Origin of the sequence: Methylocystis sp. SB2, assembly GCF_049817085.1 — a bacterium.
Lineage (GTDB): Bacteria > Pseudomonadota > Alphaproteobacteria > Rhizobiales > Beijerinckiaceae > Methylocystis > Methylocystis rosea.
Map to the genome: position 1 here is coordinate 2,118,370 of NZ_CP187401.1, position 22,088 is coordinate 2,140,457.

Genomic DNA, 22,088 nt, shown 5'->3' on the forward strand with positions numbered 1-22,088 from the left:
TCAGTGGCCGCCGGGGTCGGCCCCGCGCGCCGCCTCGAAAAGAAACCAAGTCCGCTTCTCGGTCTCGTCGACATAGACTTCGAGCAGCGACGCCGTCGCGATGTCGTCGTTGTCATCGCACAGCTTGTGGGCGTTGCGCATGGACTCGGCCATCGTTTTATTGTCTTCCAGCAATTCGCACAGCATGCCGTAAGGCGAAACGAAGTCCTCGTTATTGTCCTTGATGCGCGACAGCTTGGCGATATGGCCGATCGAGCGCAGAGTCGGCTGACCAAGTTTTCGTACCCGTTCGGCAAGCGGGTCGACGCTGGCGTAGATCTGCGCCGCCTGCTCATCGAGCAGCAAATGGTAGTCGCGGAAATGCGGCCCGCTCATATGCCAATGAAAGTTTTTCGTCTTGAGATAAAGCGTCAAGGCGTCGGCGACGAGCTTGTTGACTTCCGCCGCGACCTTCATCGTCGACTGTTTTTCAAGATCGGTCGGCGTATCCAGCGCCGAACGTTCGGTGTCCGGGGTAATCGGCGTTTTTGTTTTCTGCATTTGGTGGGCCTCCTCGCGCCCTGCTCCAGGCTCAAGCTCGGGGTGCGCTGCTATTAGCTAGATCGCGCGCGCTGGCGGACCAGATGAAAAATAGAGCAGTGCGCAGAGATTCAGCGGCGGCGGGAAGCGTCGCCCGCCTGGGGCGCAGAGAGGTCGGGGCGTCGCGCGCGGGTGAGCGCCATCGCCTGTTCATGGCGCCATTTGGCGATCCTGGCGTGATCGCCGGAGAGCAGCACGTCGGGGATGTCGCGCCCCTCGAAGTCGCGTGGCCGCGTGTAATGCGGATATTCGAGGAGGCCAGCCTCAAAACTTTCCTCGACGCCTGACGCTTCTTCGCCCATCACGCCGGGAATGAGCCGCACGCAGGCGTCGATCAGCGCCAGCGCGGCGATCTCGCCGCCCGAAAGCACGAAATCGCCGATCGACATTTCTTCGAGCCCGCGGGCGTCGATGATGCGCTCGTCGACGCCTTCGAACCGGGCGCAGAGAATGATCGCGCCGGGGCCTTGGGCGAGCGCGCGCGCACGGGCCTGCGTCAGCGGCGCGCCGCGCGGACTCATCAGCAGGCGCGGGCGCGGATCGTCCTTGGGCGCGGCGGCGTCGATCGCCGCCGCCAGCACGTCAGCGCGCATCACCATGCCGGGGCCGCCCCCGGCCGGCGTGTCGTCGACGGCGCGATGGCGGCCAAGGCCATGCTCGCGGATCTGCCGCGGCTCAAGCGCCCAGACGCCGCGCGAAAGCGCGTCGCCGGCGAGCGACAGGCCCAAAGGACCTGGAAACATTTCGGGAAAGAGCGTCAGTACCGTCGCGCGGAACATGGACCGGTTATGGCATGGCGTTCGCGGAGGCGAGAAGCAGTTTCATTCTTGCTGAGATCAAGCCTCGGCCATAGTGTCGCAGACATTGCGACAGCTTGGGGCCAATGATGAAATTCTTTCTTCGAATAGGCTTTCTATTGTGGGCTTTCGGTGGAGTCTTCGCGGCGCGCGCGACGCCAATTGACGCGCCGCCGACGCTCACGGTCGGGCAGATGCACGGCAGTTGTCAGAAAACCTGTTGGACCGTGCGCGAGGGGGCGAAGGGCTCCGAGTCGCTGCGCGATTCGCTGACTTTGACCTGCTTGAACGCGTGCTTCAAGTGCTTCCTGCAACTGCGAAGCTGCAGCCAATCCAGTGCGGACTCGGCGCCGTCAGAATGCGCCGCCGCCTTCCTTCAGTGTTACAAACAGAGCTTCGCCGAGAGGCTCAAATCAAAACCGCTCGTGAGTTTCGACGGCGGCGATGGCCACAGCCGCGAAATGGCTGTGAAGATCGTGGGCGCGGCCAATTCCCTCGAAGGGGTTCCGGCGGAGGATTTCTGGATCCAGCTGAAGCATCCCGGCTGGCGAAAAAAGGAGCGGCGCTTCGTCAAAGAGGGCGGAATTTATGACGTCATCGTTTACGACACGCCGAACGGGCCGCAGACGGTGTGGTTCGACGTCAAGGACTTTTACGTAAAGAATGGCGAGGAGGACTTGCGCCTTTTGGCGCCGAAATAAGCCGAGCGATGCGCGGCGGGCCTAGTGTCAATCCGGCTCGGCCGAGACCTCCGCCGGCGGCGTGATCACCACGCGCCCTTGAGCGATGTCGACGACCGGAACGACGGCTCCGGTGAACGGGTAAAGCAGCGATTCACCGCCGGCGGCTGGCGCAATTTCGAGAATGTCGCCCGCGCCGAAATTGCGCACCGCGACGATCGTTCCGATTTCCACGCCATCCGCCGTTTCGGCGCGAAGGCCTATGAGATCGGCGATATAGAATTCGTCCTCTTCCGGCGCGGGGAGCTTGTCGCGCGCAACATAGAGTTCGACGCGGTTTAGGGCCTCGGCGCCGGCGCGGTCGTCGACGCCTTCGACTTGCGCGACGAGCATATCCTTGCCCTGCGGGCGCACGGCGCGCAGCCTGAAATGGCGCGCCCCGCTTTTGTCGGTGAGGCCGTCATAGGCTGCGATCGCCAACGGATCGCTTGTGAAGCTCTGCAGCCGGATCTCGCCGCGCACGCCATGCGCCGCGCCAAAGCGGCCGAGGAGGACGAGGCCCTTTGTCCTGTCGCCCGCCGTCATTCGATTTCCTCATCCTGAGGAGCGAGCGAAGCTCGCGTCTCGAAGGACGAGGAAATCGCCGCGCGCGCTATCCGCCCCCGTGCTTCGAGACGCGCCCGTTGGGCGCTCCTCAGCATGAGGGCGAATGAAACGTGACGCACAGAAGGCTTACGCCGCCGGCGCTTCCGCCGCGCCTGCGGCCTCAGCGGCCGCGGCGGCGCGCTCCTGCGCCTTCTTCTTGGGCTGCGCCTTCTGCGGATTGTTGCGCGCTTCGCGCTTCATCACGCCGAGGCCATCGAGCAGACGCGCGACGCGATCCGTCGGCTGCGCGCCTTTCTCCATCCAGGCTTTCGCCTTTTCCGTGTCGAGCACGAGGCGGTCGGCCGCGTCCTTCTCCTTCAAGGGATCGAAATAACCGATCTTCTCGATGTAGCGGCCGTCGCGCGGCGAGCGCGAGTCGGCGACGACGACACGATAGAAGGGACGCTTCTTGGCGCCGCCGCGGGCGAGACGAATTTTAAGCGACATGTTTTCATTCCTGTTGCGTTGAGGTGAGTGAGGGGACCGGCGACGACAATCGCCGGTTTGCTATTTCTTCTTCCCGAAGGGGTTCAATCCGCTGAGCAAGCCGCCGCCGAGCCCTGGCAGGCTTGACTTGGCGAGAAGATCGGGGGGCGGCGCCGCGGGAACGGCTCCGGGTGGCGCTTTCGGCTGCTGGACGCCAAGCTTCGCCTGCAGCTGCTGCAGCTCTTCCTGGGAGGGCATTTGCATGCCGGGGCCGAGCCCCATCATTTGCGCCGCCTTGCCCATCATGCCACCGCCGCGTTTTCCCGCGCCGAAGGACTTCATCAGATCGGCCATCTGCCGATGCTGCTTGAGGAGCTTGTTGACCTCCTCGACCTTGACGCCAGAGCCTGCCGCGATGCGCTTCTTGCGCGAGGCTTTCATCAGGTCGGGATTGCGCCGCTCCCTGGGCGTCATCGAGAGAATGATGGCGCGCTGGCGCCTCACCATCTTGTCGTCGAAACCCGATGCGGCGATCTGGTCCTTCATCTTGGCGACGCCCGGAAGCAGACCCATGATGCCGCCCAATCCGCCGATCTTTTCCACCTGGGCGAGCTGATCGCAGAGGTCCTGCAGATCGAACTTGCCCTTGGCCATGCGCTCGGCGGCCTTGCGGGCCTGTTCGGCGTCGATCGCCTGGGCGGCCTTTTCGACCAGCGCGACAATGTCGCCCATGCCGAGAATGCGGTTGGCGATGCGCGTCGGCGAGAATTCGTCGAGCGCGTCCATCTTTTCGCCGACGCCGATGAGCTTGATCGGCTTGCCGGTGACATAGCGCATGGAGAGCGCCGCGCCGCCGCGGCCATCGCCGTCCATACGCGTCAATACAATGCCCGTCAGCCCGACCCGCTCATCGAAATTCTGGGCGAGATTGACGGCGTCCTGTCCGGTGAGCGCATCGGCGACGAGCAGGATTTCATGCGGCTTGGAGGAGGTCTTGATCTCCGCCATTTCGGCCATCAGCGGCTCGTCGATATGCGTGCGGCCGGCGGTGTCGAGCAGCACCACGTCGTAGCCCTGCAGCCGCGCCGCCTCCATCGCCCGCTTGGCGATCTGGACCGGCGTCTGGCCGGGCACGATCGGCAGCGTGTCGACTTCGACCTGCCGGCCGAGCACGGCGAGCTGTTCTTGGGCCGCCGGGCGCTTGACGTCGAGCGAGGCCATCAGCGTGCGCTTGCCGTGGCGCTCTTTGAGCCTCTTGGCGATCTTGGCGGTGGTCGTGGTTTTGCCGGCGCCTTGCAGGCCGACCATCATGATGGCGAGCGGCGGCGCGGCGACGAGATCGATCGGCTCCGCGTCCTGGCCGAGCGTCTCGATCAGCACGTCATTGACGATCTTGACGACCATCTGGCCGGGCGTCACCGATTTGATGACGCCGGCGCCGACCGCGCGGTCGCGGACCTTGTCGGTGAAGGAGCGCACGACGTCGAGCGCGACGTCGGCTTCAAGCAGCGCGCGGCGGATTTCGCGCAGCGCCTCGTTGACGTCGGCTTCGGACAGCGCGCCGCGCCGTGTGAGCTTGTCGAAAATGCCGGAGAGCTTATCGGAAAGGCTCTCGAACATGCTATTCTCCCGCGAGCGCGAAGGCTCCAAAGCAAAACGCGCCCGGGGGCGCATCGCGCTGCCGGGCGTTGGCCTGCCGCCTCTCGGGCGGCTCGGCTGTGGTCGGTTTCTCTTTCGAGATTGGAGGAATGGATACGCGGGATGGTTTCGCGCGTCAACATCTGGGGGTTATACTCTTAACTTAGAGCAGGAATCCGACGCGAATAGCTAAGCGCGAACTTCACGAATATCGGTCGCGCTGATCGGCTTAGCGACTTTGAATCGAGTTGAAAGCTGGGGTTTTGCGTATTCCCTCCCCCCTGCGGGGAGGGTGGCCCCGCGAAGCGGGGTCGGGTGGGGGGCATCGCCGTGCTGGCGCGGTGAGACCCCCACCCGGCGGTCTGCGACCGCCGACCTCCCCGCAAGGGGGAGGTATTTCCGCTAACTACCGAGCATAGTCATTCGCTCAATTGATTATGGTTGGCGCGGCGAAATGCAGAAAGAGCTGTTACGCTACTTCGCGCCTCCATGATGCTCTTCTTATGATTTGAGAGCAGCCCATGACCCTCGACGCTTTTCTTGAATCGCTGTCCGTATCCGAGCCTCCGGCTCTTTCCCCTCCCCAGCGGGCGCTGTGGTTCGACGCGAAGGGCGATTGGAACGCCGCGCATAAATGCGTCGACGACAAAGCCGATCCGCAGAGCATGTGGGTCCACGCCTATTTGCATCGCAAGGAAGGCGATCTTTCGAACGCCGGCTACTGGTATCGGCGTGCGGTCCGAGAACCGCATGAGGGCCCGCTCGAAGACGAATGGCGCGAAATCGCCGAAGCGCTGCTGTCGCAAGCGACGCCATGACGGAGCTGTCCGCGCAAGAATTGCTGCGCAGCATTTTCGGCTTTTCGGACTTTCTGCCGGGGCAGACGGAGGTCGTCGAGAGCGTGCTCGCTGGGCGCGACGTCATCGCCATCATGCCGACGGGCTCCGGCAAATCGCTCCTCTATCAGCTGCCGGCCGCCGCTCCGGGCGGCGGGCTCGTTCTCGTCTGTTCGCCGCTGATCGCGCTGATGCGCGACCAGCTTCGAACCCTCGCCGACACTGGGATTGGCGCCGTCGCGCTCCACTCCATGCAGGAGGACGACGAAGCGGCGGCCGCCATCGACGCCGTCGCGTCGGGTCGGGCGAAGCTGCTTTACGCCGCCCCCGAACGTCTTGCCCAGGACGGAACGCAGAATTTATTGCGCAGCATTCGCATAAAACTCTTCGCGGTCGATGAGGCGCATTGCGTCTCGCATTGGGGCCATGAGTTTCGCCCCGACTATCGCGCGCTCGGCGAGATTGCGCGAAAGCTCGGCGCGCCGCCGATGCTCGCCGTCACCGCGACGGCCGGTCCGCGCACCCGCGACGACATCGCCCGCACGCTGTTTGCGCGGCCCCCGCAGATTTTCCAGCGCTCCTTCGCGCGGCCGAATCTCTCCCTCGATTTCGCGCAGAAGCGCGCCGGCCTGCGGCAGATCGTCGATTTCGCGCGCAAAGGCCGCGACGCCGGCAAGGAAAGCGGCATCATTTATTGCAACTCGCGCAACAAGACCGACGCGCTCGCCCGCGAGCTCTCGCGGCTCGGCTTCGATGCGCTGCCCTATCACGCCGGGCTCGACGCCCACACGCGCGCGGAGAGCCAGGACGCTTTCTTTACCCGCAAGGGCGCGGTGATGGTGGCGACTATCGCCTTCGGCATGGGCGTCGATAAGCCGGACGTGCGCTTTATCGTTCACGCCGATCTGCCGACCTCGGTCGAAGGCTATTATCAGGAGATCGGCCGCGCCGGCCGCGATGGCGCCCCGGCCCGCGCGCTGACGCTGTTCTCGCCCGCGGAGCTGGCGCTGCGCTGGCGCGTTCCGGATGCGGCGCAAGACAATGACGCGGCCGCCGGCGACTACGCCAGACGCCAGGCGATGGCGCGGCTTGCCGCCACGCCGAGCTGCCGCTTTCAGCGCCTCCTCGCGGAATTCGGCGAAGAGAGCGGGCCCTGCGGCCGATGCGATCATTGCCGCGGCGGACCGCTGGCGTGGCCCCGGCGACTATCGTCCCTTGCGCTCGGTTGGCGCGCCGCGCTCGCCAGCGGCTTCGCCGCGCGCGCCGACATTTCGGAAGACGACGCCGATCTGCCTGAGCTCACGCCAGCGCCGATCGACGCGCCGAAGCGGCAGGAAGAACCGCCGCTGACCGTGGCCGAGGAGCGCCTTCTGCGCGCGCTTGAGGCCGAGCGGCTCGCCATCGCCAAACGGCGCGGCTTGGCGCCGCGAACTGTGGCCTCCGAACAGGCGCTGCGCACCCTGGCGCGCGAAAGGCCGCAAAGCGCCCACGACCCGCTGCTGCGCGGGCTCGAAGAGCCGGCGGCGCTGCTGCGGGTGATCCGCGAAGCCCTCTAAAGCCGGCGTGAGGGTTTCGTTCGGCGCCGCAACACTGTAGTTATGGCTCTCCGTGCTGTCCCCCGAGCCCATGCCCGCTAACCCGCCGCCAAACGCCGCCGAACTGCGACAGGTCATGTTCGGGCTCGGCCTCGCCATGCTGCTCTCGGCCCTCGACCAGACGATCGTGGTCACGGCCATGCCGACCATCGCGGCGGACCTCGGCGATCCTCAGGATCTGCCCTGGATCGTGACGGCCTATCTCATCGCGGCGACGGTGGTGACGCCGCTCTACGGCAAATTCGCCGATGTCTACGGGCGGCGACGCGTCATTCTGATCGGCGTCGTCACTTTCGTGATCGGATCGGTCGCTTGCGCCTTGGCCCCGAGCATGGCGGCGCTCGCCGGCGCGAGGGTCATTCAGGGACTTGGCGGCGGCGGCCTGATCTCGCTCGCGCAGACGATCGTCGCCGATCTCGTTTCGCCGCGCGAGCGCGGCCGATACCAATCCTATTTCGCCGCGGTGTTCATCACCTCCAGCATCGCCGGTCCGGCGCTCGGCGGCATTTTTGCGCAATATTGGCATTGGTCGCTGATCTTCTGGATCAATCTGCCGCTGGGCGTCGCGGCGCTCCTGATCGTCAATTCGCGGCTAAAGCGGCTGCCGGAGCGGCGCCATCCGCATCGCGTCGATTATCTGGGCGCCATGTTGCTGATCGCGGGCTCCGGCCTTCTCGTGCTGGCGCTCGGCTGGGGCGGCGTGCGCTATCCGTGGCGGTCGGCGCCGATCGTCGGCCTCCTTGCCGCCTCCGCCCTCGCCTGGGGACTTTTCGCCTGGCGCACGGCGCGCGCCGAGGAGCCGCTCATTCCGCTGCGCATTCTCCGGCTACGGATCGTTCGCGACGCCATCCTGTCGAGCTCTTTTGGGCTCGGCGGCTTCGTCGGACTTTCGGTCGTGATGCCGATCTATTACGAAATCTGCGGCGGGATGAATGCGAGCGAATCGGGGCTGACGCTTATCCCCTTGATGGTCGGCACCGTCGCCGGCGCCACAGTCTCCGGACGATTGATGGGGCGTTTGACGCATTACAAGACGGCTCCGCTCCTTGGACTGGGCGCCGGCGCTCTCGCCGCGCTGGGCGCGGCCGCGATGATGGGCTCGGGCCGCTCGCTGCTTTTGCTCAACGCCCTGCTCACCGTCACGACCTTCGGGATCGGCGCGATGCTGCCTGTCGCCACCGTTTCGGTGCAGAACGCGGTCGATTCGCGCGATTTGGGGACGGCGACGGCCTCGATGCAATTCTTTCGGCAGCTCGCGGCCGGGGCGGCCGTCGCGCTTTTCGCCGCCCTGGCGATTGGCGGCGGCCGCGCGCAATTGCTTGAGGAGATGAAGACGGACGTCGACGGCGCCGCTTTGTTTTCGAGCTTTCGCCTCGTTTTTCTGGCGCTTGCCGTTTGCGTGGGCCTGTCCCTGCTTTTCCTCGCGCGTATGGAGGAGCGGCCGCTGCGCGGCGAGCGGCGCAGCTGACGGGTCGATTTTGCTCCCGTCTTTTCTATTTGCCCCCATGGCATGGAATTTTCTAGAAAGATTCCGCCTTCCCGCGCCGCAAGGACCCTTCCATGGCCTCTCTCAATAGTTTCAACGCCTGCCAGACGCTCGTCGTCGGGAATCGGTCTTATCAATATTTCTCTTTGAGGGCGGCGGAGCAAAACGGGCTTCGAGACGTCTCCCGCCTGCCCTATTCGCTCAAGGTCGTTCTCGAAAATTTGCTGCGCAACGAGGACGGCCGTTCGGTCACCAGGGAGTCGATCGAAACCTTCGCGAAATGGCTCGAGGAGAAAGGCAAGACGGAGCGCGAAATCGCCTTTCGGCCGGCGCGCGTGCTGATGCAGGACTTTACCGGCGTGCCGGCGGTCGTCGATCTTGCGGCGATGCGCGACGCCGTCGTCGCGCTCGGCGGGACCGCGCAAAAGATCAACCCGCTCGTGCCCGTCGATCTCGTCATCGACCATTCGGTGATCGTCGACAGTTTCGGCACGCCGCAGGCCTTCGCCCGCAACGTCGAACTCGAATATGAGCGCAATGGCGAGCGCTACCGATTTTTGAAATGGGGCCAGTCGGCGTTCGACAATTTCCGCGTCGTGCCTCCCGGCACCGGCATTTGCCACCAGGTCAATCTCGAATATCTCGGGCAGACCGTCTGGACGCGCACCGAGCGCATCGACGGCAAGACGGTCGAACTCGCCTATCCCGACACGCTGGTCGGCACCGATTCGCATACGACCATGATCAATGGTCTCGCCGTTCTTGGCTGGGGCGTCGGCGGCATCGAGGCCGAGGCCGCGATGCTTGGCCAACCTTTGTCGATGCTCGCTCCGGAAGTGATCGGCTTCAAGCTCACCGGCGCGCCGAAGGAAGGCGTGACGGCGACGGACGTCGTCCTGACCGTCACGCAAATGCTGCGCAAAAAGGGCGTGGTCGGAAAATTCGTGGAGTTCTTTGGCGAAGGGCTTGATCATCTCAGCCTCGCCGATCGCGCGACCATCGCCAATATGGCGCCGGAATATGGCGCGACCTGCGGCTTCTTCCCCATCGATCAGGAGACGCTTTCCTATCTGCGCATGTCGGGGCGCGCCGACGACCGCATCGCGCTGATCGAAGCTTATGCCCAGGCGCAAGGGATGCTGCGCGAGTCCGGCGCGCCCGATCCCGAATTCACCGATACGCTGAGCCTCGATCTTGCGGAGGTGACGCCGTCGCTCGCCGGCCCAAAGCGTCCCGAGAGCCGCGCGGCGCTTTCCGAAGTCGGCTCGGCGTTTCTCGGCGCGCTCGCGAGCGAATATAAGAAGGAAGACGGACTCGGGCAGCGCTATGGCGTCGAGGGCGAAAGTTTCGATCTCGGCCATGGCGACGTCGTCATCGCCGCCATCACCTCCTGCACCAACACCTCCAACCCCAGCGTGCTTATCGGCGCGGGATTGCTGGCGCGCAACGCCGTCGCGCGCGGACTGAAGGCGAAACCCTGGGTGAAAACCTCGCTCGCCCCGGGCAGTCAGGTCGTCGCGCAATATCTCGCCAAGTCCGGACTGCAGAAATATCTCGACGATCTCGGCTTCAATCTTGTGGGATTTGGCTGCACGACCTGCATCGGCAACTCCGGGCCGCTGCCGCCGGCGATCTCCAAGACCATCACTGAACATGACCTCGTTGCGGCCTCGGTCCTGTCGGGAAACCGCAATTTCGAAGGCCGGGTCAATCCCGACGTGCAGGCGAATTACCTCGCCTCGCCGCCGCTCGTCGTCGCCTATGCGCTCGCAGGCACGATGGCGATCGATCTGACCAAAGAGCCTCTCGGACATGACAGCGCCGGGGCGCCGGTTTATCTGCGCGACATTTGGCCGCCGAATGCGGAAATCGCGACCTTCGTCCGCGATCAGGTGACGCGCAATCTGTTTCGCGAGACCTACGCAAACGTCTTTTCGGGCGACGCGCACTGGCGCGCGGTCGAAGCGCCCAGCAGCGAGACCTACGCGTGGGACGACCAGTCCACCTATGTGCGCGACCCGCCTTATTTCGTTGGTCTGCAGCGCGAGCCCAAGCCTGTTGAAGATATCGTCGGCGCACGCATCCTTGCGCTCTTTGCCGACAAGATCACCACCGATCACATCTCGCCCGCCGGCTCGATCAAAGCGGCTTCGCCCGCCGGCCAATGGCTGATGGAGCATGGCGTCGCGCCTGCCGACTTCAATCAATACGGCACGCGTCGCGGCAATCATGAAGTGATGATGCGCGGCACCTTCGCCAACATCCGCATCAAGAATCACATCATGCGGGATGCGAAAGGCCTCACGCCGGAAGGCGGATTGACCAAGCACTACCCGGGCGGCGACATCATGTCGATCTATGACGCCGCCATGCGCTACCGAGAGGAGGGCGCGCCGCTGGTCGTCATGGCCGGCGCCGAATATGGCAACGGCTCGTCGCGCGACTGGGCGGCGAAGGGCGCCATGCTGCTTGGGGTTCGCGCCGTGATCGCCAAAAGTTTCGAGCGCATCCACCGTTCCAATCTCGTCGGCATGGGCGTCGTGCCGCTCACCTTTGCGGAGGGGACAGGTTGGGACACGCTCGGACTCAAGGGCGATGAAACCGTCACGATCCACGGCCTGTGCGAGGGGCTTGCGCCACGCAAGACTCTGGTCGCCTCGATCTCATTCCCGGATGGGTCCACCAAGACTGTGCCGCTGCTCGCGCGCATCGATACGCTCGACGAGCTAGAATATTTCAAAAATGGCGGCATCCTTGCCTATGTGTTGCGACAACTCGCCCCTTAGATCTCGACAAAAAACCATTGACTCAGTCGAAGTCCTCCGACAGCGTTGCTGTGCTTTGCGTTGGTTTCGAGCCGTTGCGGTTGCAATGTCTTCAACGCAGCGCTCTACAAAAACAAAAAAGCTCACGACGCGAAGAAGAGGAAAATCAGCATATGAATAAATACGCCCTTACGGCCGCCGCCGCCCTGTTCCTGGCGATGACCGCGCCGTCGTTCGCCTTCGACGCCGGTGTCGGTTTGCGCGCACCGAGCCAGGCGACGCGCATCAGCTGCGACACGCACGCCGAAGACGATCAGGCCGTTTGCGCCAGCAAGTGCGAGGACGCCTATCTTAAGGACCAGCAGGGCTGGACGGCGGACATGAGCAAGATCAAGTCCGCCAAGAAAGCGTGCGACGACAAGTGCGGCTGCCCGCAGAACTCGAAGGGCCTTTAATAGTCTCATTGGTTCGAACAGCGACATAAGGGCGCGCGAGCGATCGCGCGCCCTTTTCGCGTTGCGCCAATCAAACGTCAGACAGCCGTCACGCCGCGGCTTCGTGTTCATCAAGGACATGGAAACAGTAGGCTTTTAGCGAACCGCGCCGAAGACCGACGAAGCGGCTTGAGACATGGCGCCAGTGACGCGCAATTGACATGAGCGGCCACTTACGACATCGTCCGGCCGCTTATTGCGTTATGTGACGCCGTTGCTGTTCCATGGCGGGAGGGGTCGAGCGCAAGCGCAGTCTAGACGCCCAACGGGCAAGTGAAGGAAACGACCAAATGAATAAATACGCCATTATGACGGCGGCTCTCCTTGTCGCCGGCATGATCAGCCCGGCATTCGCGGATTGCGACGTCCACAATGCGGACGAAGACAAGCAGGCCAAATGCGCTGAAAAGTGCGACGACGAATACCTGGCTCGTAAGATGAATTACGGCGCCAACCAGAGCGAAGTCCGCGCCAATAAGAAGGCCTGTGACGCCGCCTGCGGTTGCCCGCAGAACACCAAAGAGCAATAAGCCGAGCCTCGCGAGCGAGGTCGGTTGAGACGGGGCGCGCATTCAATGCGCGCCCGTTTTTTTATCAGTCAACCGTATAGACCTTGCCGTCCGGGCCTTTCCAGCCGCTGCCCGCTTCATAAAAGCGATATTCCTCATCGAACAAAACCGTTGAACCGGGCGCGATATATTGCTTGCCCGGGGGATCGGAACTGCGCGGCGCCGTCACATAATGAGTGCTCGGCGAACAGCCTTCGGGAAATTTACCAGCCTCGTCCGGCTTGCATTCGAGATTTGCGCCTTCCGGAAACTCGACCCGCGCATTGAAGAAGATCTCGTAACCCTTTTCTCCGGTGGCGTGCATCTCAAGGCGCTCGGCCATCGTCTGTTTGAACTCGACGATCTTGAACGGCTTGTCGGCGCGCTGCTTCAGCAAGTTCTCGAAAATCTGCCGCGCATGCGCTTCAGTTGGATTGCAGCCGAACATGCAAAAAGCATTGGCCGGGATCGCCGGTAGCAACGCCAGCAGCATCGCAACGGCGAACGTGATGAAAGCGCCTCGCATGATGTCCTCTCCCTCAGCCTTTGATTTCGCCGCCCGGCGGCGCGTCTTTTTTAAGCTCTAGCATCTTATCGCAGCATTCGTGGCGCGTCTTAAGTCCTCGAGCGCGTCCCGATCACATGAATCATGTGGTCGATAAGGAATCGCTCAAAATCAAAATGGTGGGCCGCTTCTTATCGAAAAAACCCGTCAACTTTCTCAAAACCTGCTCTAACGGTCGGGCGTCGTCGGATCGCCCCAGAGATCCTTAACCTGATCGAAGTGGATGGCAGGATCGTAACCGCCGGGCGTAAGACCGAGCCAGCCCGAAGAAAGCCGACCGAGCGAAGAGAGCATGGCATAGGAGGCGACGACGCGGTCGCGCTGAGCGAAGACGAGCGCGATGCGAGCGTAGAGCAACTCTTGCTGCGCGATAAGAATTTCGAGCGTCGTCCGCTGACCGGCCTTGGCTTCTTCTCTTATGCCGTAAAGCGCCCGCTCGGCCGCGGCGATCTGCGTTTGCGCTGCTGAAATCTGAGTTTTCGCCGCCTGCAACGCCCCCCAATAGGCGCGCACCAGCGAGAGAACCTCGGCGCGCGCGACGTCGGCGTCGAACCGGCGCTGGCCGGCGGTTTCTTTCGCCTGCCGCACGCGGGAGGACGTCAGGCCGCCCTCGTAAATCGGCACGTTGAGATGTCCGAGGACTTTTGCGCCGACGTTACGGTTCCCGATGCCGGCGATGTCGGTCTGCGTAAAAACGTCGCCGGTAATCGACAGTTTGGGCATGAAGTCGGCTTCGAGCGCCTTGATGTCGAGATCGGCGACGTCGGCATCGTGAAGCGCTGCAAGAATGAACGGATGTTCGCTTTGCGCGATGCGTTCCGCTTCTTCGCGCGACTTCGGTAGCAATCGGTCGATCGGCGCGCCCGGCGCGAGCTTCGTCGGCTCGACGCCGACCGTCTTGCGATAGACGCCAATGCTGGCGTCGAGCGTGGCGCGCGCTGTGCTGGCGAGAGACTTGCCGCCCGCGAGCCGCGCCTCGACCTGCGCGACATCCGTCAAGGTGATCTGACCGTACTGATAGCGCTCCCGCGTCTGGCGCAACTGCTCTTTCAAGACCGCGACATTGCTTTCCTGAAGTTTGAGCGCCGCCGTGTCGCGCAAGACGTTCATATAGGCGCTGACGGCGTCGAATAATATGCGCTGCTCAGTCAAACGCAGCCGCTCGCGTCCAGCGAAGACGCCCGATTCCGCGGCGCGCGTTTCGTTTTGCGCCTTGAACCCGTCGAAGATCGGTTGCTCGAACGTTAGATGGGCGGAGCGGGGAATGCTGGCGCCGTTTTGAATGTTCTTCGTCACCGAGGTGACTGTCGGGTCGTTGATATCGACGTCGCGCTGCTTCGTGACAAGCCGATTGCGCTGGACGCCGAGATAGCCGTCGCCCGAAATGCGCGGTCTCATGCCGGCTTGCGCCTGCGGCACTCTTTCGTCGATGGCGCGCAGTTCGGCTCTGCCGGCGTTGAGCTGCGGGTTGGCGTTATAAGCGCGGCACATCGCGCCCATCAAGGTTTCCGCATGCGCCGCGCCGCCGCTCAGAAAGAAGCAGATCAGGACCGAGGCGACGCCGCGCATGCTCACCGGTCAACCTCCGCTTTGCTGCACGGTCGTCGACTCTGGCGAACGACAGAAGAACGCGTAGAGGGCAGGCAGGACCACAAGAGTTAGCGCCGTGGCGCTGATCAGGCCGCCGATGACGACCGTCGCGATCGGCTTTTGCACTTCGGCGCCGGTGCCCGTCGCGAGCGCCATCGGCAGAAAGCCGAGCGACGCGACAAGGGCGGTCATCACCACCGGGCGCAGTCGCGTCATCGCGCCTTTGAAGATCGCCTGGCGTTCGGGCATGCCGCCGGCGATCAACTGCGAAATGTAAGTGCGCATCACGAGGCCGTTGAGCACAGCGACGCCGGAAAGCGCGATGAAGCCGACGGCGGCCGAGACGGACATGGGCATGCCGCGCAGCCACAGCGCGGCGACGCCGCCCGATAGCGCCAGCGGCACCGCAGTGAACACGAGCAGCGCGTCGCGCGTCGCGCCGAGCGCCGAGTAGAGCAGCAGAAAGATCAAGAAGAAGCAGGCCGGCACGACGATCATCAAACGCGCCCGGGCCGCCGCGAGATTCTCGAACTGCCCGCCCCAGGCAATCCAATAGCCGGGCGGCAGCGTCACCTTTTTCTCGATCTTCGCGCGCGCCTCGGCAACGACCGACGCAATGTCGCGCCCGCGCACATTGGCGCTGACCACGATGCGGCGATGGCCGTTTTCACGCGAAATCTGGTTCTGGCCGTCCAGGGTGGAGAATTTCGCCACCTGCTTCAGCAGCACGACCGGCGTGTTGCCCGCCGCCGAGGGAAGCGCGACCGGAATCGACTCCAAAGCCTGCGCGTCCTCGCGCAAATTGTCCTGCAGACGAACGACGATGGGGAAGCGGCGATCGCCCTCGAACACCACGCCAGCCCTTTGTCCGCCGATCGCCGCGCCGATCACGTCCTGCACCGCGGCGACGCTGAGGCCAAGGCGCGCGATCGCGGCTTTGTCGACGGCGATGTCGAGGATCGGGAGGCCGACCACCTGTTCGACCTTTACATCGCTCGCGCCTTTGACCGTATTGAGAACGCCGGCGATCTGATTGGCCGCCTTCAACAAGACGTCGAAATTTTCGCCGAACACTTTTACGGCGATGTCGCCGCGCACGCCGGCGAGCAATTCGTTGAAGCGCAGTTGAATGGGCTGTGAGAACTCATAGGCGTTGCCCGGCAGTTGCGCGAGCCGCGCCTCCATTTTTTCGATCAGCGCCGCCTTGGCGAGGCCTGCGTCGGGCCATTTGTCGCGCGGCTTCAACATAATGAAAGTATCGGTCAGGTTCGGCGGCATCGGATCGGTTGCGATCTCGGCCGTCCCGGTTTTGGAGAAGACGTAGTCGACCTCTGGAAAGCTGCGCAGCGCGCGTTCGATGTCGAATTGCATCGCCTGCGCTTGCGTCAGCGACGCGCTCGGGATGCGATTCGCCTGCATGGCGAGGTTTTTTTCGTCGAGCGTCGGAACGAACTCTTCGCCCAGCGTCAGATAGAGACCCGCCGCGAGAATGAAGGCGCCCGCGCCAAGCGCGATCGGCTTCAAAGGCGCGGCCATCGCCCATTTCAACATCGGCTCATAGGCGCGCCTGAGCCCTTCGACGACGATGTTTTCGGATTCGCGCACGTGGCCAGAAAGCCCGATGGCGATCATCGCTGGAAAGAATGTTAGCGACAGAACGAATTCCGCAGCGAGCGCCATGATGACGGTCATCGCCATCGGATGGAACATCTTCCCTTCCACTCCGGAAAACGTCAGAATCGGCACATAGACGAGAATGATGATCGCCTGGCCGTAGACCGTCGGCCGCCGCATCTCGACCGCCGAATCGATGACGGTCGTCAGCCGTTCCTCCAGCGTGAGCGTACGTCCCAGGGCGTTCTGACGCTGCGTCAAGCGACGCAAGCAATTCTCGGTGACGATGATCGCGCCGTCGGCGATCAGTCCGAAATCAAGCGCGCCGAGACTCATCAGATTGGCGCTGATCTTTCCGACATGCATGCCGACGCCCAGCAGCAGCATCGTCAGCGGTATGACCATCGCCGTCACGAGCGCCGCGCGGAAATTGCCGAGCATGACGAAGAGCACGAGGATGACGAGCGCCGCGCCCTCGAGAAGATTCTTGGCGACGGTGGTGATCGTGGCGTTGACGAGCAAGGTGCGGTTCAAGATCGTGCGCACTTCAACGCCGGGCGGCAGCAGCCGGCGAATCTCGTCCATCTTCGCATTGACCGCGCTCGAGACTTCGCGACTGTTGGCGCCAATCAGCATCAGCGCCGTGCCGATGACCACCTCTTCGCCATTCATGCTGGCGCTGCCCATGCGCAGCTCGCGTCCGACGCCGACCTCCGCGATGTCTTCGAGTCGCACCGGCGTGCCGCCGCGCGTCGATACGACGACCTTGGCGATGTCATCCATCGACTCGAGCCGTCCCGCGCTGCGCACGACGAGACCCTCGCCGTTGCGTTCGACATAGCCCGCGCCGCGGCTGATATTGTTGCGTTCGATAATGCCGGCGAGATCGGTGAAGGACAGTCCGAGAGCGAAGATCTTCGCCGGGTCCGGCTGAACGTGATATTCCTTGACGTAGCCGCCAAGCGAGTCGACGCCGGCGACTCCGGGCACGGTGCGCAGCTGCGGCTTGATGATCCAATCCTGCACGGTGCGCAAATAGGCGGTGCGTTCGAGCAAATTGCGCAGCCTCTGCCCTTCCGGCGTGAGATAGTCGCCGTTGCGCTGCCAGCCAGGCTTCCCATCAGCCGCCGGCTTCTCGTCGCCGCGCGGCGCGTAGTCGACCGACCACATGTAGATTTCCGAAAGTCCCGTGGCGACCGGGCCCATATGCGATTCGACGCCAGGCGGAAAAATCTCCTTGGCGAGCGTCAGGCGTTCGCCGACCTGCTGACGCGCGAAATAGATGTCGACGCTGTCGGCGAAGACGGCGGTGACCTGCGCGAAGCCGTTGCGCGAAAGCGAGCGGGTATATTCGAGCCCCGGAATTCCCGCGATGGCGTTCTCGACTGGATAGGTGACCTGTTTCTCGATCTCGAAGGCGGAGAGCGCCGGCGCGAAAGCGTTGATCTGCACCTGATTGTTCGTGATGTCCGGCACCGCGTCGATCGGCAATCGCATCAGCGACCAGACGCCAAGCGGGACGACGAGCGCCGTCAACAACACCACGAGCCACCGGCTTCGGACCGAGATAGCGATGAGATTCTTGATCATCGGCGGCCGCTAGCACTCAAGGCGACAGTTTGGGGGCGGAGTCGAAGCGTCGTCCATGACGTCGAGGAAGGAAAGCCGCCGACTCGCATCATTCCTCCGGAATGTTCTGCTTGCCGAGTTCCGCCTTCAGCAGAAAGACATTGGAGACGGCGATCTGCTCTCCCTGCTGCAATCCGGAGACGACTTCAACCGAGTCATCGTCTCCCCGGCCAAGTTCGACGTCGCGCTTGGTGAAGCCCTCTGGCGTCCGAACGAAGACGTTGGGCTTGCCGTCGATGATCATCACCGCCGAGCGCGGAATTTTGAGTTTGACCCGCGCCTCTTTGAGGGAGATTTCCGCCTCCACGAGGCTGCCCGGACGCAGCGAGAAATCCGGATTGGGAAAGCGCACAAGAATCTGGCCCGACCGCGTCTCCCGGGTGATCATTGCGTTGACGTAGGTGATCTTGCCCTCGAAGGCGCGTCCTTCGGCGTTCGAAATCCGGACCTCCTGGCCTTCCCGCAACAGGGCGAGATCGGCGGCGGGCACGGCGAGTTCGGCCTCTACGACAGAGAGATCGGAGATGACGTAGAGCTCCTTGGCCTGACCCTCGCCGCCGACCGGCTGTCCGACGCTGACCAGACGCTCGATGACGCGCCCGGAGATCGGCGCGCGGATCTCCTTGCGGCGAAGATCGGCGATGGGCTGAGAGGGCAGGGCGCCGATCTCCTGCTCGCTCATGTCCAGCGCGGCGAGTTTCTGGCGCGCAAGATCGAGTTTCACTTTGGCTTCCATGAACACCGCTTTGGCTTTCAGGAACAGTTGTTCGGCGGTGATTTTCTTTTCAAACAGACCTTTTTCGCGCTGAAAGAGCACGTTCTGAAGATCGAAATTCGCCAGCGCCGCGAGGTATTCGCTCTTCGCCTCCGCTACTTCGCGCGAGTCGATAATCGCGATGGTTTCGCCGCGTGCGACCTGGTCACCCAGCCGCTTGCGCATCTCCTCGACGACGCCGGCGACCTTGGCGGCGACGCGCGCGACTTTGTCCGGATCGGGTTTGATGGCGGCAGGCGCCGTGATCCGGCGCGTAACGACGCCAGGGCCGATCGTCGCCGTCGCGATCTTGGAGGCTTCGATCTGAGCGGCGGAAAGCCGGACTTCGCCGTCGGCGGACTCGGGCTGGGTCGCTTCGCTTTGGCGGTCAGGCGCGACGCGGCTGCGCATGGCGCCGAAGAGCGACGGCAGGGCGGCGCCAATCGCCAGGCTCGCGAGAACGGCAAGAACCAGAATGGACCTATTACGGGTCATGATCGCGAAGTCAGCTCCGTCACGAGCGGTCTGAAGGGCGTAGCATTGGCGCGCCGCTCGAGCCATTGGCCGCCGCGGCGCAGGTGGGGGGATATCGCGCGTCCGGCGTTGATTCATCTTTCTTTAAAGGAGTTGACTGACCCGGTCCATGCGGCGGTTCGCGGCTCTTTCGCACATGCCGCAGTTCTTAAAAAGAAAAGCCCGGACACGACCACATTATGAATCGCCGCGCTCTTTGCGCAGTCGATCCCAATAGTCGATGCGTTTGGCGATCTCGCGCTCGAATCCGCGCTCGACCGGTTTGTAGAACTTCTGCCGCGAGAGCGAGTCGGGCCAGTAGTTCTGGCCCGAGAAGGCCTCGGGCGAGTCATGATCATATTCGTAGTTCGCGCCATAGCCCTCTTCGCGCATCATTTTCGTTGGCGCGTTGAGGATGACTTTCGGCGGCATCAGTGAGCCCTTCTCCTCCGCCACGCGCTGCGCGCGCTTAAAGGCGACATAGGCGGCGTTGGATTTGGGCGCGGTCGCCACATAGATCACCGCCTGCGCCAGCGCGAGTTCGCCCTCGGGGCTGCCGAGGAAATCATAGGCGTCCTTGGCGGCGTTGGCGACGACGAGCGCTTGCGGATCGGCCAAGCCGATGTCTTCGACCGCCATGCGCACGATGCGGCGTGCGAGAAACAGCGGATCTTCTCCGGCGGCGAGCATGCGCGCGAGATAGTAGAGCGCGGCGTCGGGGTCTGAGCCGCGGACGCATTTATGCAATGCGCTGATGAGATTGTAGTGGCCTTCCTGCGCCTTGTCGTAGATCGGCGCGCGGCGCTGCACGATGTCGACGAGCCCCGTCCGATCGAAGATCTCGCCGGGCTTCGCGGCGCGCCAGATTTCCTCGGCGAGCGTCAAGGCCGCGCGGCCATCGCCGTCGGCCATGCCGACAAGCGCTTCGCGCGCGTCGGGTTCGAGCGGCAATGGTTTGGCTTCGGCGTTTTCGGCGCGTTTGAGCAGCTGTTCGATCGCCGCTTCGTCGAGCGCCTTGAAGGTCATCACGCGGGCGCGCGAGAGCAGCGCGGCATTGAGCTCAAAGGAAGGGTTTTCGGTCGTTGCGCCGATGAGCGTGATCGTGCCGTCCTCCATCACCGGCAGGAAGGAATCCTGTTGCGCGCGATTGAAGCGGTGAATCTCGTCGACGAAGAGCAAGGTCCCCTGGCCGGCCGCGCGTCTGGCGCGCGCCGCCTCGAACGTCTTCTTCAAATCGGCGACGCCGGAAAAGATCGCCGAAATCTGAACAAAAGCGAGCTTGGTTTCATGCGCGAGAAGCCGCGCGACCGTGGTTTTGCCGGTGCCGGGCGGCCCCCAGAAGATGAGCGAACCGAGCGCGCCGGCGCGGATGAGCCGCGTCAGCGCGCCCTCGGGTCCAAGCAGATGATCCTGTCCCGCCACCTCATCGAGACGCGTCGGCCGCAATCTGTCCGCGAGCGGACGCGGCGCGTCTTCTTCGAGCTTCGCGGCTTGGAACAGGTCGGACATGGTCACTGATTAACATAGCGGGGCGGGCACGCTTGAGAGAATCTCTGGAGCCGAAGAAAAGGGCGCGCGTCGCAAACGCGGCGGATCGTGCGCCGTCGTGTGACTACTGAAGCGGAGCCGTTAACCCTCGATTAACCTTGCCGCAAGTATTACGATTCAGTGAATGAATTCGGGGCCGGGATCTCATTCGTTAAGCTTCGCGTGCACAGCGTCGATATCAACCAAAAACTGGACCGTCGCACATGCGCAAAATCGCTTTCGTCACCCAGAAGGGCGGCGCCGGCAAGAGCACGCTCGCCAGCAGCGTCGCCGTCGCCGCGCGCCAGGCTGGGGAACGCGTATTCATCATTGATCTCGACCCGCTGCAAACACTGGTCAAATGGTCGCGTGCGCGCGGCGCCGCCGACATCCCGGTCGAACACGTGCCGCCGGCGAAGCTGAGCAAGGCGCTTGCCGCGCTTGCGGCAAAGGGCGTGACGCTCGCCATTATCGATGCGCCGGGCCAGGAGGGCGACTATCTTTCGGCGGCCGTGCGCGCCGCGGATCTTTGCGTCATTCCGGCGCGCCCCAACGCCTTCGATCTGTGGGCGTCGGAAGCAACCCGCATGCGCGTGAAGGAGAAAGGCAAGGATTACGCCTTTCTGCTCAACCAATGTCCGCCCGCGCAACAGAGCGCGCGCGTCGAACTCGGGGCCAAGGCGCTGCAGGAGATGGGGGGCCTTCTCGCGCCGCTCGTTTCATCGCGCGTCGATTATCAGGAAGCGGCGAGGCTCGGGCGAGGGGTCGGCGAATATAACCCCGACGGCGTCGCGGCCGAGGAGATGCGGGAGCTCTGGGCCTCGATCAAGCGCAGATTGAAAAAGCCGGCGAACGCCGCAAAGACGCCAGCCCCGAGGGGAGGGAAGGCGGCCAGAAAGGCCGCCTGATCGCTGCGGGGCTTGCGCTACCCGATCTCGACGATTCGCGCGCTGTGGTGGATGACCTCCGCCTTGTCGCCGACGGACTTGCCCATCAGCGCCTTTGCGAGCGGCGCGACATAGGGAATGAGCCCCTTGGTCGGATCGGCTTCGTCTTCGCCGACGAGCCGGAAGCTGCGGCGTTCGCCGTCCTCGAGTTCGACGACGACGCGATGGCCGAACCGCACATGCGAATGATCGGCGATCGCCCGGATGACTTCGGCGCTGGCGCGACGCGCCGACCAATAGCGCAGATCGCGTTGAGCCAGCGCGAGCGCGTGATTGTCTTCGCTCGCCGTCGCGCGTTCGATTTCCTTCTGCAGGCGCGTAAGCTCGGCTTCAATCTGTTCGAGGCCCTCGGGCGTGACCAGATTGCGGTGCGGACTGACCGGCCGGTCAGGCAGGTCCTCGCGCGGATTGTCGTCGTCCTGTTCTTTCGTAAAAGCCGAACTCATGCGCTTTTGACCTT

Annotated in this window: 19 protein-coding genes; 8 read left to right on the forward strand and 11 right to left on the reverse strand. The window is 63.6% G+C overall.

Annotated elements, in window-relative coordinates:
• Nucleotides 1-540, reverse strand: coding sequence for a Dps family protein (locus ACPS74_RS10380; RefSeq protein ID WP_029648637.1), 540 nt, complete (start codon nt 538-540; stop codon nt 1-3).
• A gap of 110 nt (nt 541-650) precedes the next feature.
• Nucleotides 651-1,358: a tRNA (guanosine(37)-N1)-methyltransferase TrmD gene (gene trmD, locus ACPS74_RS10385; RefSeq protein WP_029648638.1), complete on the reverse strand. Its 708-nt coding sequence runs from the start codon at nt 1,356-1,358 to the stop codon at nt 651-653.
• Nucleotides 1,359-1,462: 104 nt separating this feature from the next.
• Here trmD and ACPS74_RS10390 point away from each other — a divergent pair, with 104 nt between their 5' ends.
• On the forward strand, nt 1,463-2,077 hold the full coding sequence (locus ACPS74_RS10390; protein ID WP_029648639.1) for a hypothetical protein: 615 nt from the start codon (nt 1,463-1,465) through the stop codon (nt 2,075-2,077).
• A gap of 27 nt (nt 2,078-2,104) precedes the next feature.
• Here the strand turns inward: ACPS74_RS10390 and rimM are convergent, their stop codons facing one another.
• The 3 genes from rimM to ffh form a co-directional block, all read right to left on the reverse strand.
• Nucleotides 2,105-2,641 carry a ribosome maturation factor RimM gene (gene rimM, locus ACPS74_RS10395; RefSeq protein ID WP_029648640.1) on the reverse strand — a complete coding sequence of 179 codons (537 nt, stop codon included), beginning with the start codon at nt 2,639-2,641 and terminating at the stop codon, nt 2,105-2,107.
• Nucleotides 2,642-2,788: 147 nt separating this feature from the next.
• Complete coding sequence (gene rpsP / locus ACPS74_RS10400; protein WP_029648641.1) at nt 2,789-3,148, reverse strand: 30S ribosomal protein S16; 360 nt, start codon at nt 3,146-3,148, stop codon at nt 2,789-2,791.
• Nucleotides 3,149-3,208: 60 nt separating this feature from the next.
• Nucleotides 3,209-4,747, reverse strand: coding sequence for a signal recognition particle protein (gene ffh / locus ACPS74_RS10405; RefSeq protein ID WP_029648642.1), 1,539 nt, complete (start codon nt 4,745-4,747; stop codon nt 3,209-3,211).
• A 539-nt stretch (nt 4,748-5,286) separates the two neighbouring features.
• Here ffh and ACPS74_RS10410 point away from each other — a divergent pair.
• From ACPS74_RS10410 to ACPS74_RS10435, 6 genes are all read left to right on the forward strand, one after another.
• The gene (locus ACPS74_RS10410) at nt 5,287-5,583 is read left to right on the forward strand and encodes a hypothetical protein (protein WP_029648643.1); all 297 of its coding nucleotides are present in this window, start codon (nt 5,287-5,289) and stop codon (nt 5,581-5,583) included.
• The gene (locus ACPS74_RS10415) at nt 5,580-7,157 is read left to right on the forward strand and encodes a RecQ family ATP-dependent DNA helicase (RefSeq protein ID WP_029648644.1); all 1,578 of its coding nucleotides are present in this window, start codon (nt 5,580-5,582) and stop codon (nt 7,155-7,157) included. Before ACPS74_RS10410 ends, ACPS74_RS10415 begins: the two co-directional genes overlap by 4 nt.
• 70 nt (nt 7,158-7,227) lie before the next feature.
• On the forward strand, nt 7,228-8,664 hold the full coding sequence (locus tag ACPS74_RS10420) for an MDR family MFS transporter (protein ID WP_029648645.1): 1,437 nt from the start codon (nt 7,228-7,230) through the stop codon (nt 8,662-8,664).
• A gap of 92 nt (nt 8,665-8,756) precedes the next feature.
• Nucleotides 8,757-11,468: an aconitate hydratase AcnA gene (gene acnA, locus ACPS74_RS10425; protein ID WP_029648646.1), complete on the forward strand. Its 2,712-nt coding sequence runs from the start codon at nt 8,757-8,759 to the stop codon at nt 11,466-11,468.
• 17 nt (nt 11,469-11,485) lie between these two features.
• Nucleotides 11,486-11,902: a hypothetical protein gene (locus ACPS74_RS10430; RefSeq protein WP_239753675.1), complete on the forward strand. Its 417-nt coding sequence runs from the start codon at nt 11,486-11,488 to the stop codon at nt 11,900-11,902.
• 329 nt (nt 11,903-12,231) lie between these two features.
• A complete protein-coding gene (locus tag ACPS74_RS10435; RefSeq protein ID WP_029648648.1) occupies nt 12,232-12,471 on the forward strand; it encodes a hypothetical protein in 240 nt (79 codons plus the stop codon).
• A 64-nt stretch (nt 12,472-12,535) separates the two neighbouring features.
• Here ACPS74_RS10435 and ACPS74_RS10440 read toward each other — a convergent pair whose 3' ends face one another.
• The 5 genes from ACPS74_RS10440 to ACPS74_RS10460 form a co-directional block, all read right to left on the reverse strand.
• Nucleotides 12,536-13,015 carry a hypothetical protein gene (locus tag ACPS74_RS10440; protein ID WP_029651822.1) on the reverse strand — a complete coding sequence of 160 codons (480 nt, stop codon included), beginning with the start codon at nt 13,013-13,015 and terminating at the stop codon, nt 12,536-12,538.
• Between the two features lie 207 nt (nt 13,016-13,222).
• The gene (locus ACPS74_RS10445; RefSeq protein WP_036242257.1) at nt 13,223-14,623 is read right to left on the reverse strand and encodes a TolC family outer membrane protein; all 1,401 of its coding nucleotides are present in this window, start codon (nt 14,621-14,623) and stop codon (nt 13,223-13,225) included.
• Nucleotides 14,624-14,632: 9 nt separating this feature from the next.
• Nucleotides 14,633-17,848 (reverse strand): efflux RND transporter permease subunit, encoded by a 3,216-nt coding sequence (locus ACPS74_RS10450; protein WP_029651820.1) that lies wholly within the window; start codon nt 17,846-17,848, stop codon nt 14,633-14,635.
• A gap of 88 nt (nt 17,849-17,936) precedes the next feature.
• A complete protein-coding gene (locus ACPS74_RS10455) occupies nt 17,937-19,136 on the reverse strand; it encodes an efflux RND transporter periplasmic adaptor subunit (RefSeq protein WP_036242261.1) in 1,200 nt (399 codons plus the stop codon).
• A gap of 216 nt (nt 19,137-19,352) precedes the next feature.
• The gene (locus ACPS74_RS10460; RefSeq protein WP_029651818.1) at nt 19,353-20,663 is read right to left on the reverse strand and encodes a replication-associated recombination protein A; all 1,311 of its coding nucleotides are present in this window, start codon (nt 20,661-20,663) and stop codon (nt 19,353-19,355) included.
• 242 nt (nt 20,664-20,905) lie between these two features.
• Here ACPS74_RS10460 and ACPS74_RS10465 point away from each other — a divergent pair, with 242 nt between their 5' ends.
• Nucleotides 20,906-21,589: a ParA family protein gene (locus tag ACPS74_RS10465; protein WP_029651817.1), complete on the forward strand. Its 684-nt coding sequence runs from the start codon at nt 20,906-20,908 to the stop codon at nt 21,587-21,589.
• A 17-nt stretch (nt 21,590-21,606) separates the two neighbouring features.
• Here the strand turns inward: ACPS74_RS10465 and greA are convergent, their stop codons facing one another.
• On the reverse strand, nt 21,607-22,074 hold the full coding sequence (greA, locus tag ACPS74_RS10470) for a transcription elongation factor GreA (protein ID WP_029651816.1): 468 nt from the start codon (nt 22,072-22,074) through the stop codon (nt 21,607-21,609).
• Between the last annotated feature and the right edge of the window lie 14 nt (nt 22,075-22,088).

Coding starts and splice junctions, on each gene's coding strand:
- ACPS74_RS10380 (WP_029648637.1), bottom strand. CDS start 540: ATGCAGAAAACAAAAACGCCGATTACCCCGGACACCGAACGTTCGGCG.
- trmD (WP_029648638.1), bottom strand. CDS start 1,358: ATGTTCCGCGCGACGGTACTGACGCTCTTTCCCGAAATGTTTCCAGGT.
- ACPS74_RS10390 (WP_029648639.1), top strand. CDS start 1,463: ATGATGAAATTCTTTCTTCGAATAGGCTTTCTATTGTGGGCTTTCGGT.
- rimM (WP_029648640.1), bottom strand. CDS start 2,641: ATGACGGCGGGCGACAGGACAAAGGGCCTCGTCCTCCTCGGCCGCTTT.
- rpsP (WP_029648641.1), bottom strand. CDS start 3,148: ATGTCGCTTAAAATTCGTCTCGCCCGCGGCGGCGCCAAGAAGCGTCCC.
- ffh (WP_029648642.1), bottom strand. CDS start 4,747: ATGTTCGAGAGCCTTTCCGATAAGCTCTCCGGCATTTTCGACAAGCTC.
- ACPS74_RS10410 (WP_029648643.1), top strand. CDS start 5,287: ATGACCCTCGACGCTTTTCTTGAATCGCTGTCCGTATCCGAGCCTCCG.
- ACPS74_RS10415 (WP_029648644.1), top strand. CDS start 5,580: ATGACGGAGCTGTCCGCGCAAGAATTGCTGCGCAGCATTTTCGGCTTT.
- ACPS74_RS10420 (WP_029648645.1), top strand. CDS start 7,228: ATGCCCGCTAACCCGCCGCCAAACGCCGCCGAACTGCGACAGGTCATG.
- acnA (WP_029648646.1), top strand. CDS start 8,757: ATGGCCTCTCTCAATAGTTTCAACGCCTGCCAGACGCTCGTCGTCGGG.
- ACPS74_RS10435 (WP_029648648.1), top strand. CDS start 12,232: ATGAATAAATACGCCATTATGACGGCGGCTCTCCTTGTCGCCGGCATG.
- ACPS74_RS10440 (WP_029651822.1), bottom strand. CDS start 13,015: ATGCGAGGCGCTTTCATCACGTTCGCCGTTGCGATGCTGCTGGCGTTG.
- ACPS74_RS10445 (WP_036242257.1), bottom strand. CDS start 14,623: ATGCGCGGCGTCGCCTCGGTCCTGATCTGCTTCTTTCTGAGCGGCGGC.
- ACPS74_RS10450 (WP_029651820.1), bottom strand. CDS start 17,848: ATGATCAAGAATCTCATCGCTATCTCGGTCCGAAGCCGGTGGCTCGTG.
- ACPS74_RS10455 (WP_036242261.1), bottom strand. CDS start 19,136: ATGACCCGTAATAGGTCCATTCTGGTTCTTGCCGTTCTCGCGAGCCTG.
- ACPS74_RS10460 (WP_029651818.1), bottom strand. CDS start 20,663: ATGTCCGACCTGTTCCAAGCCGCGAAGCTCGAAGAAGACGCGCCGCGT.
- ACPS74_RS10465 (WP_029651817.1), top strand. CDS start 20,906: ATGCGCAAAATCGCTTTCGTCACCCAGAAGGGCGGCGCCGGCAAGAGC.
- greA (WP_029651816.1), bottom strand. CDS start 22,074: ATGAGTTCGGCTTTTACGAAAGAACAGGACGACGACAATCCGCGCGAG.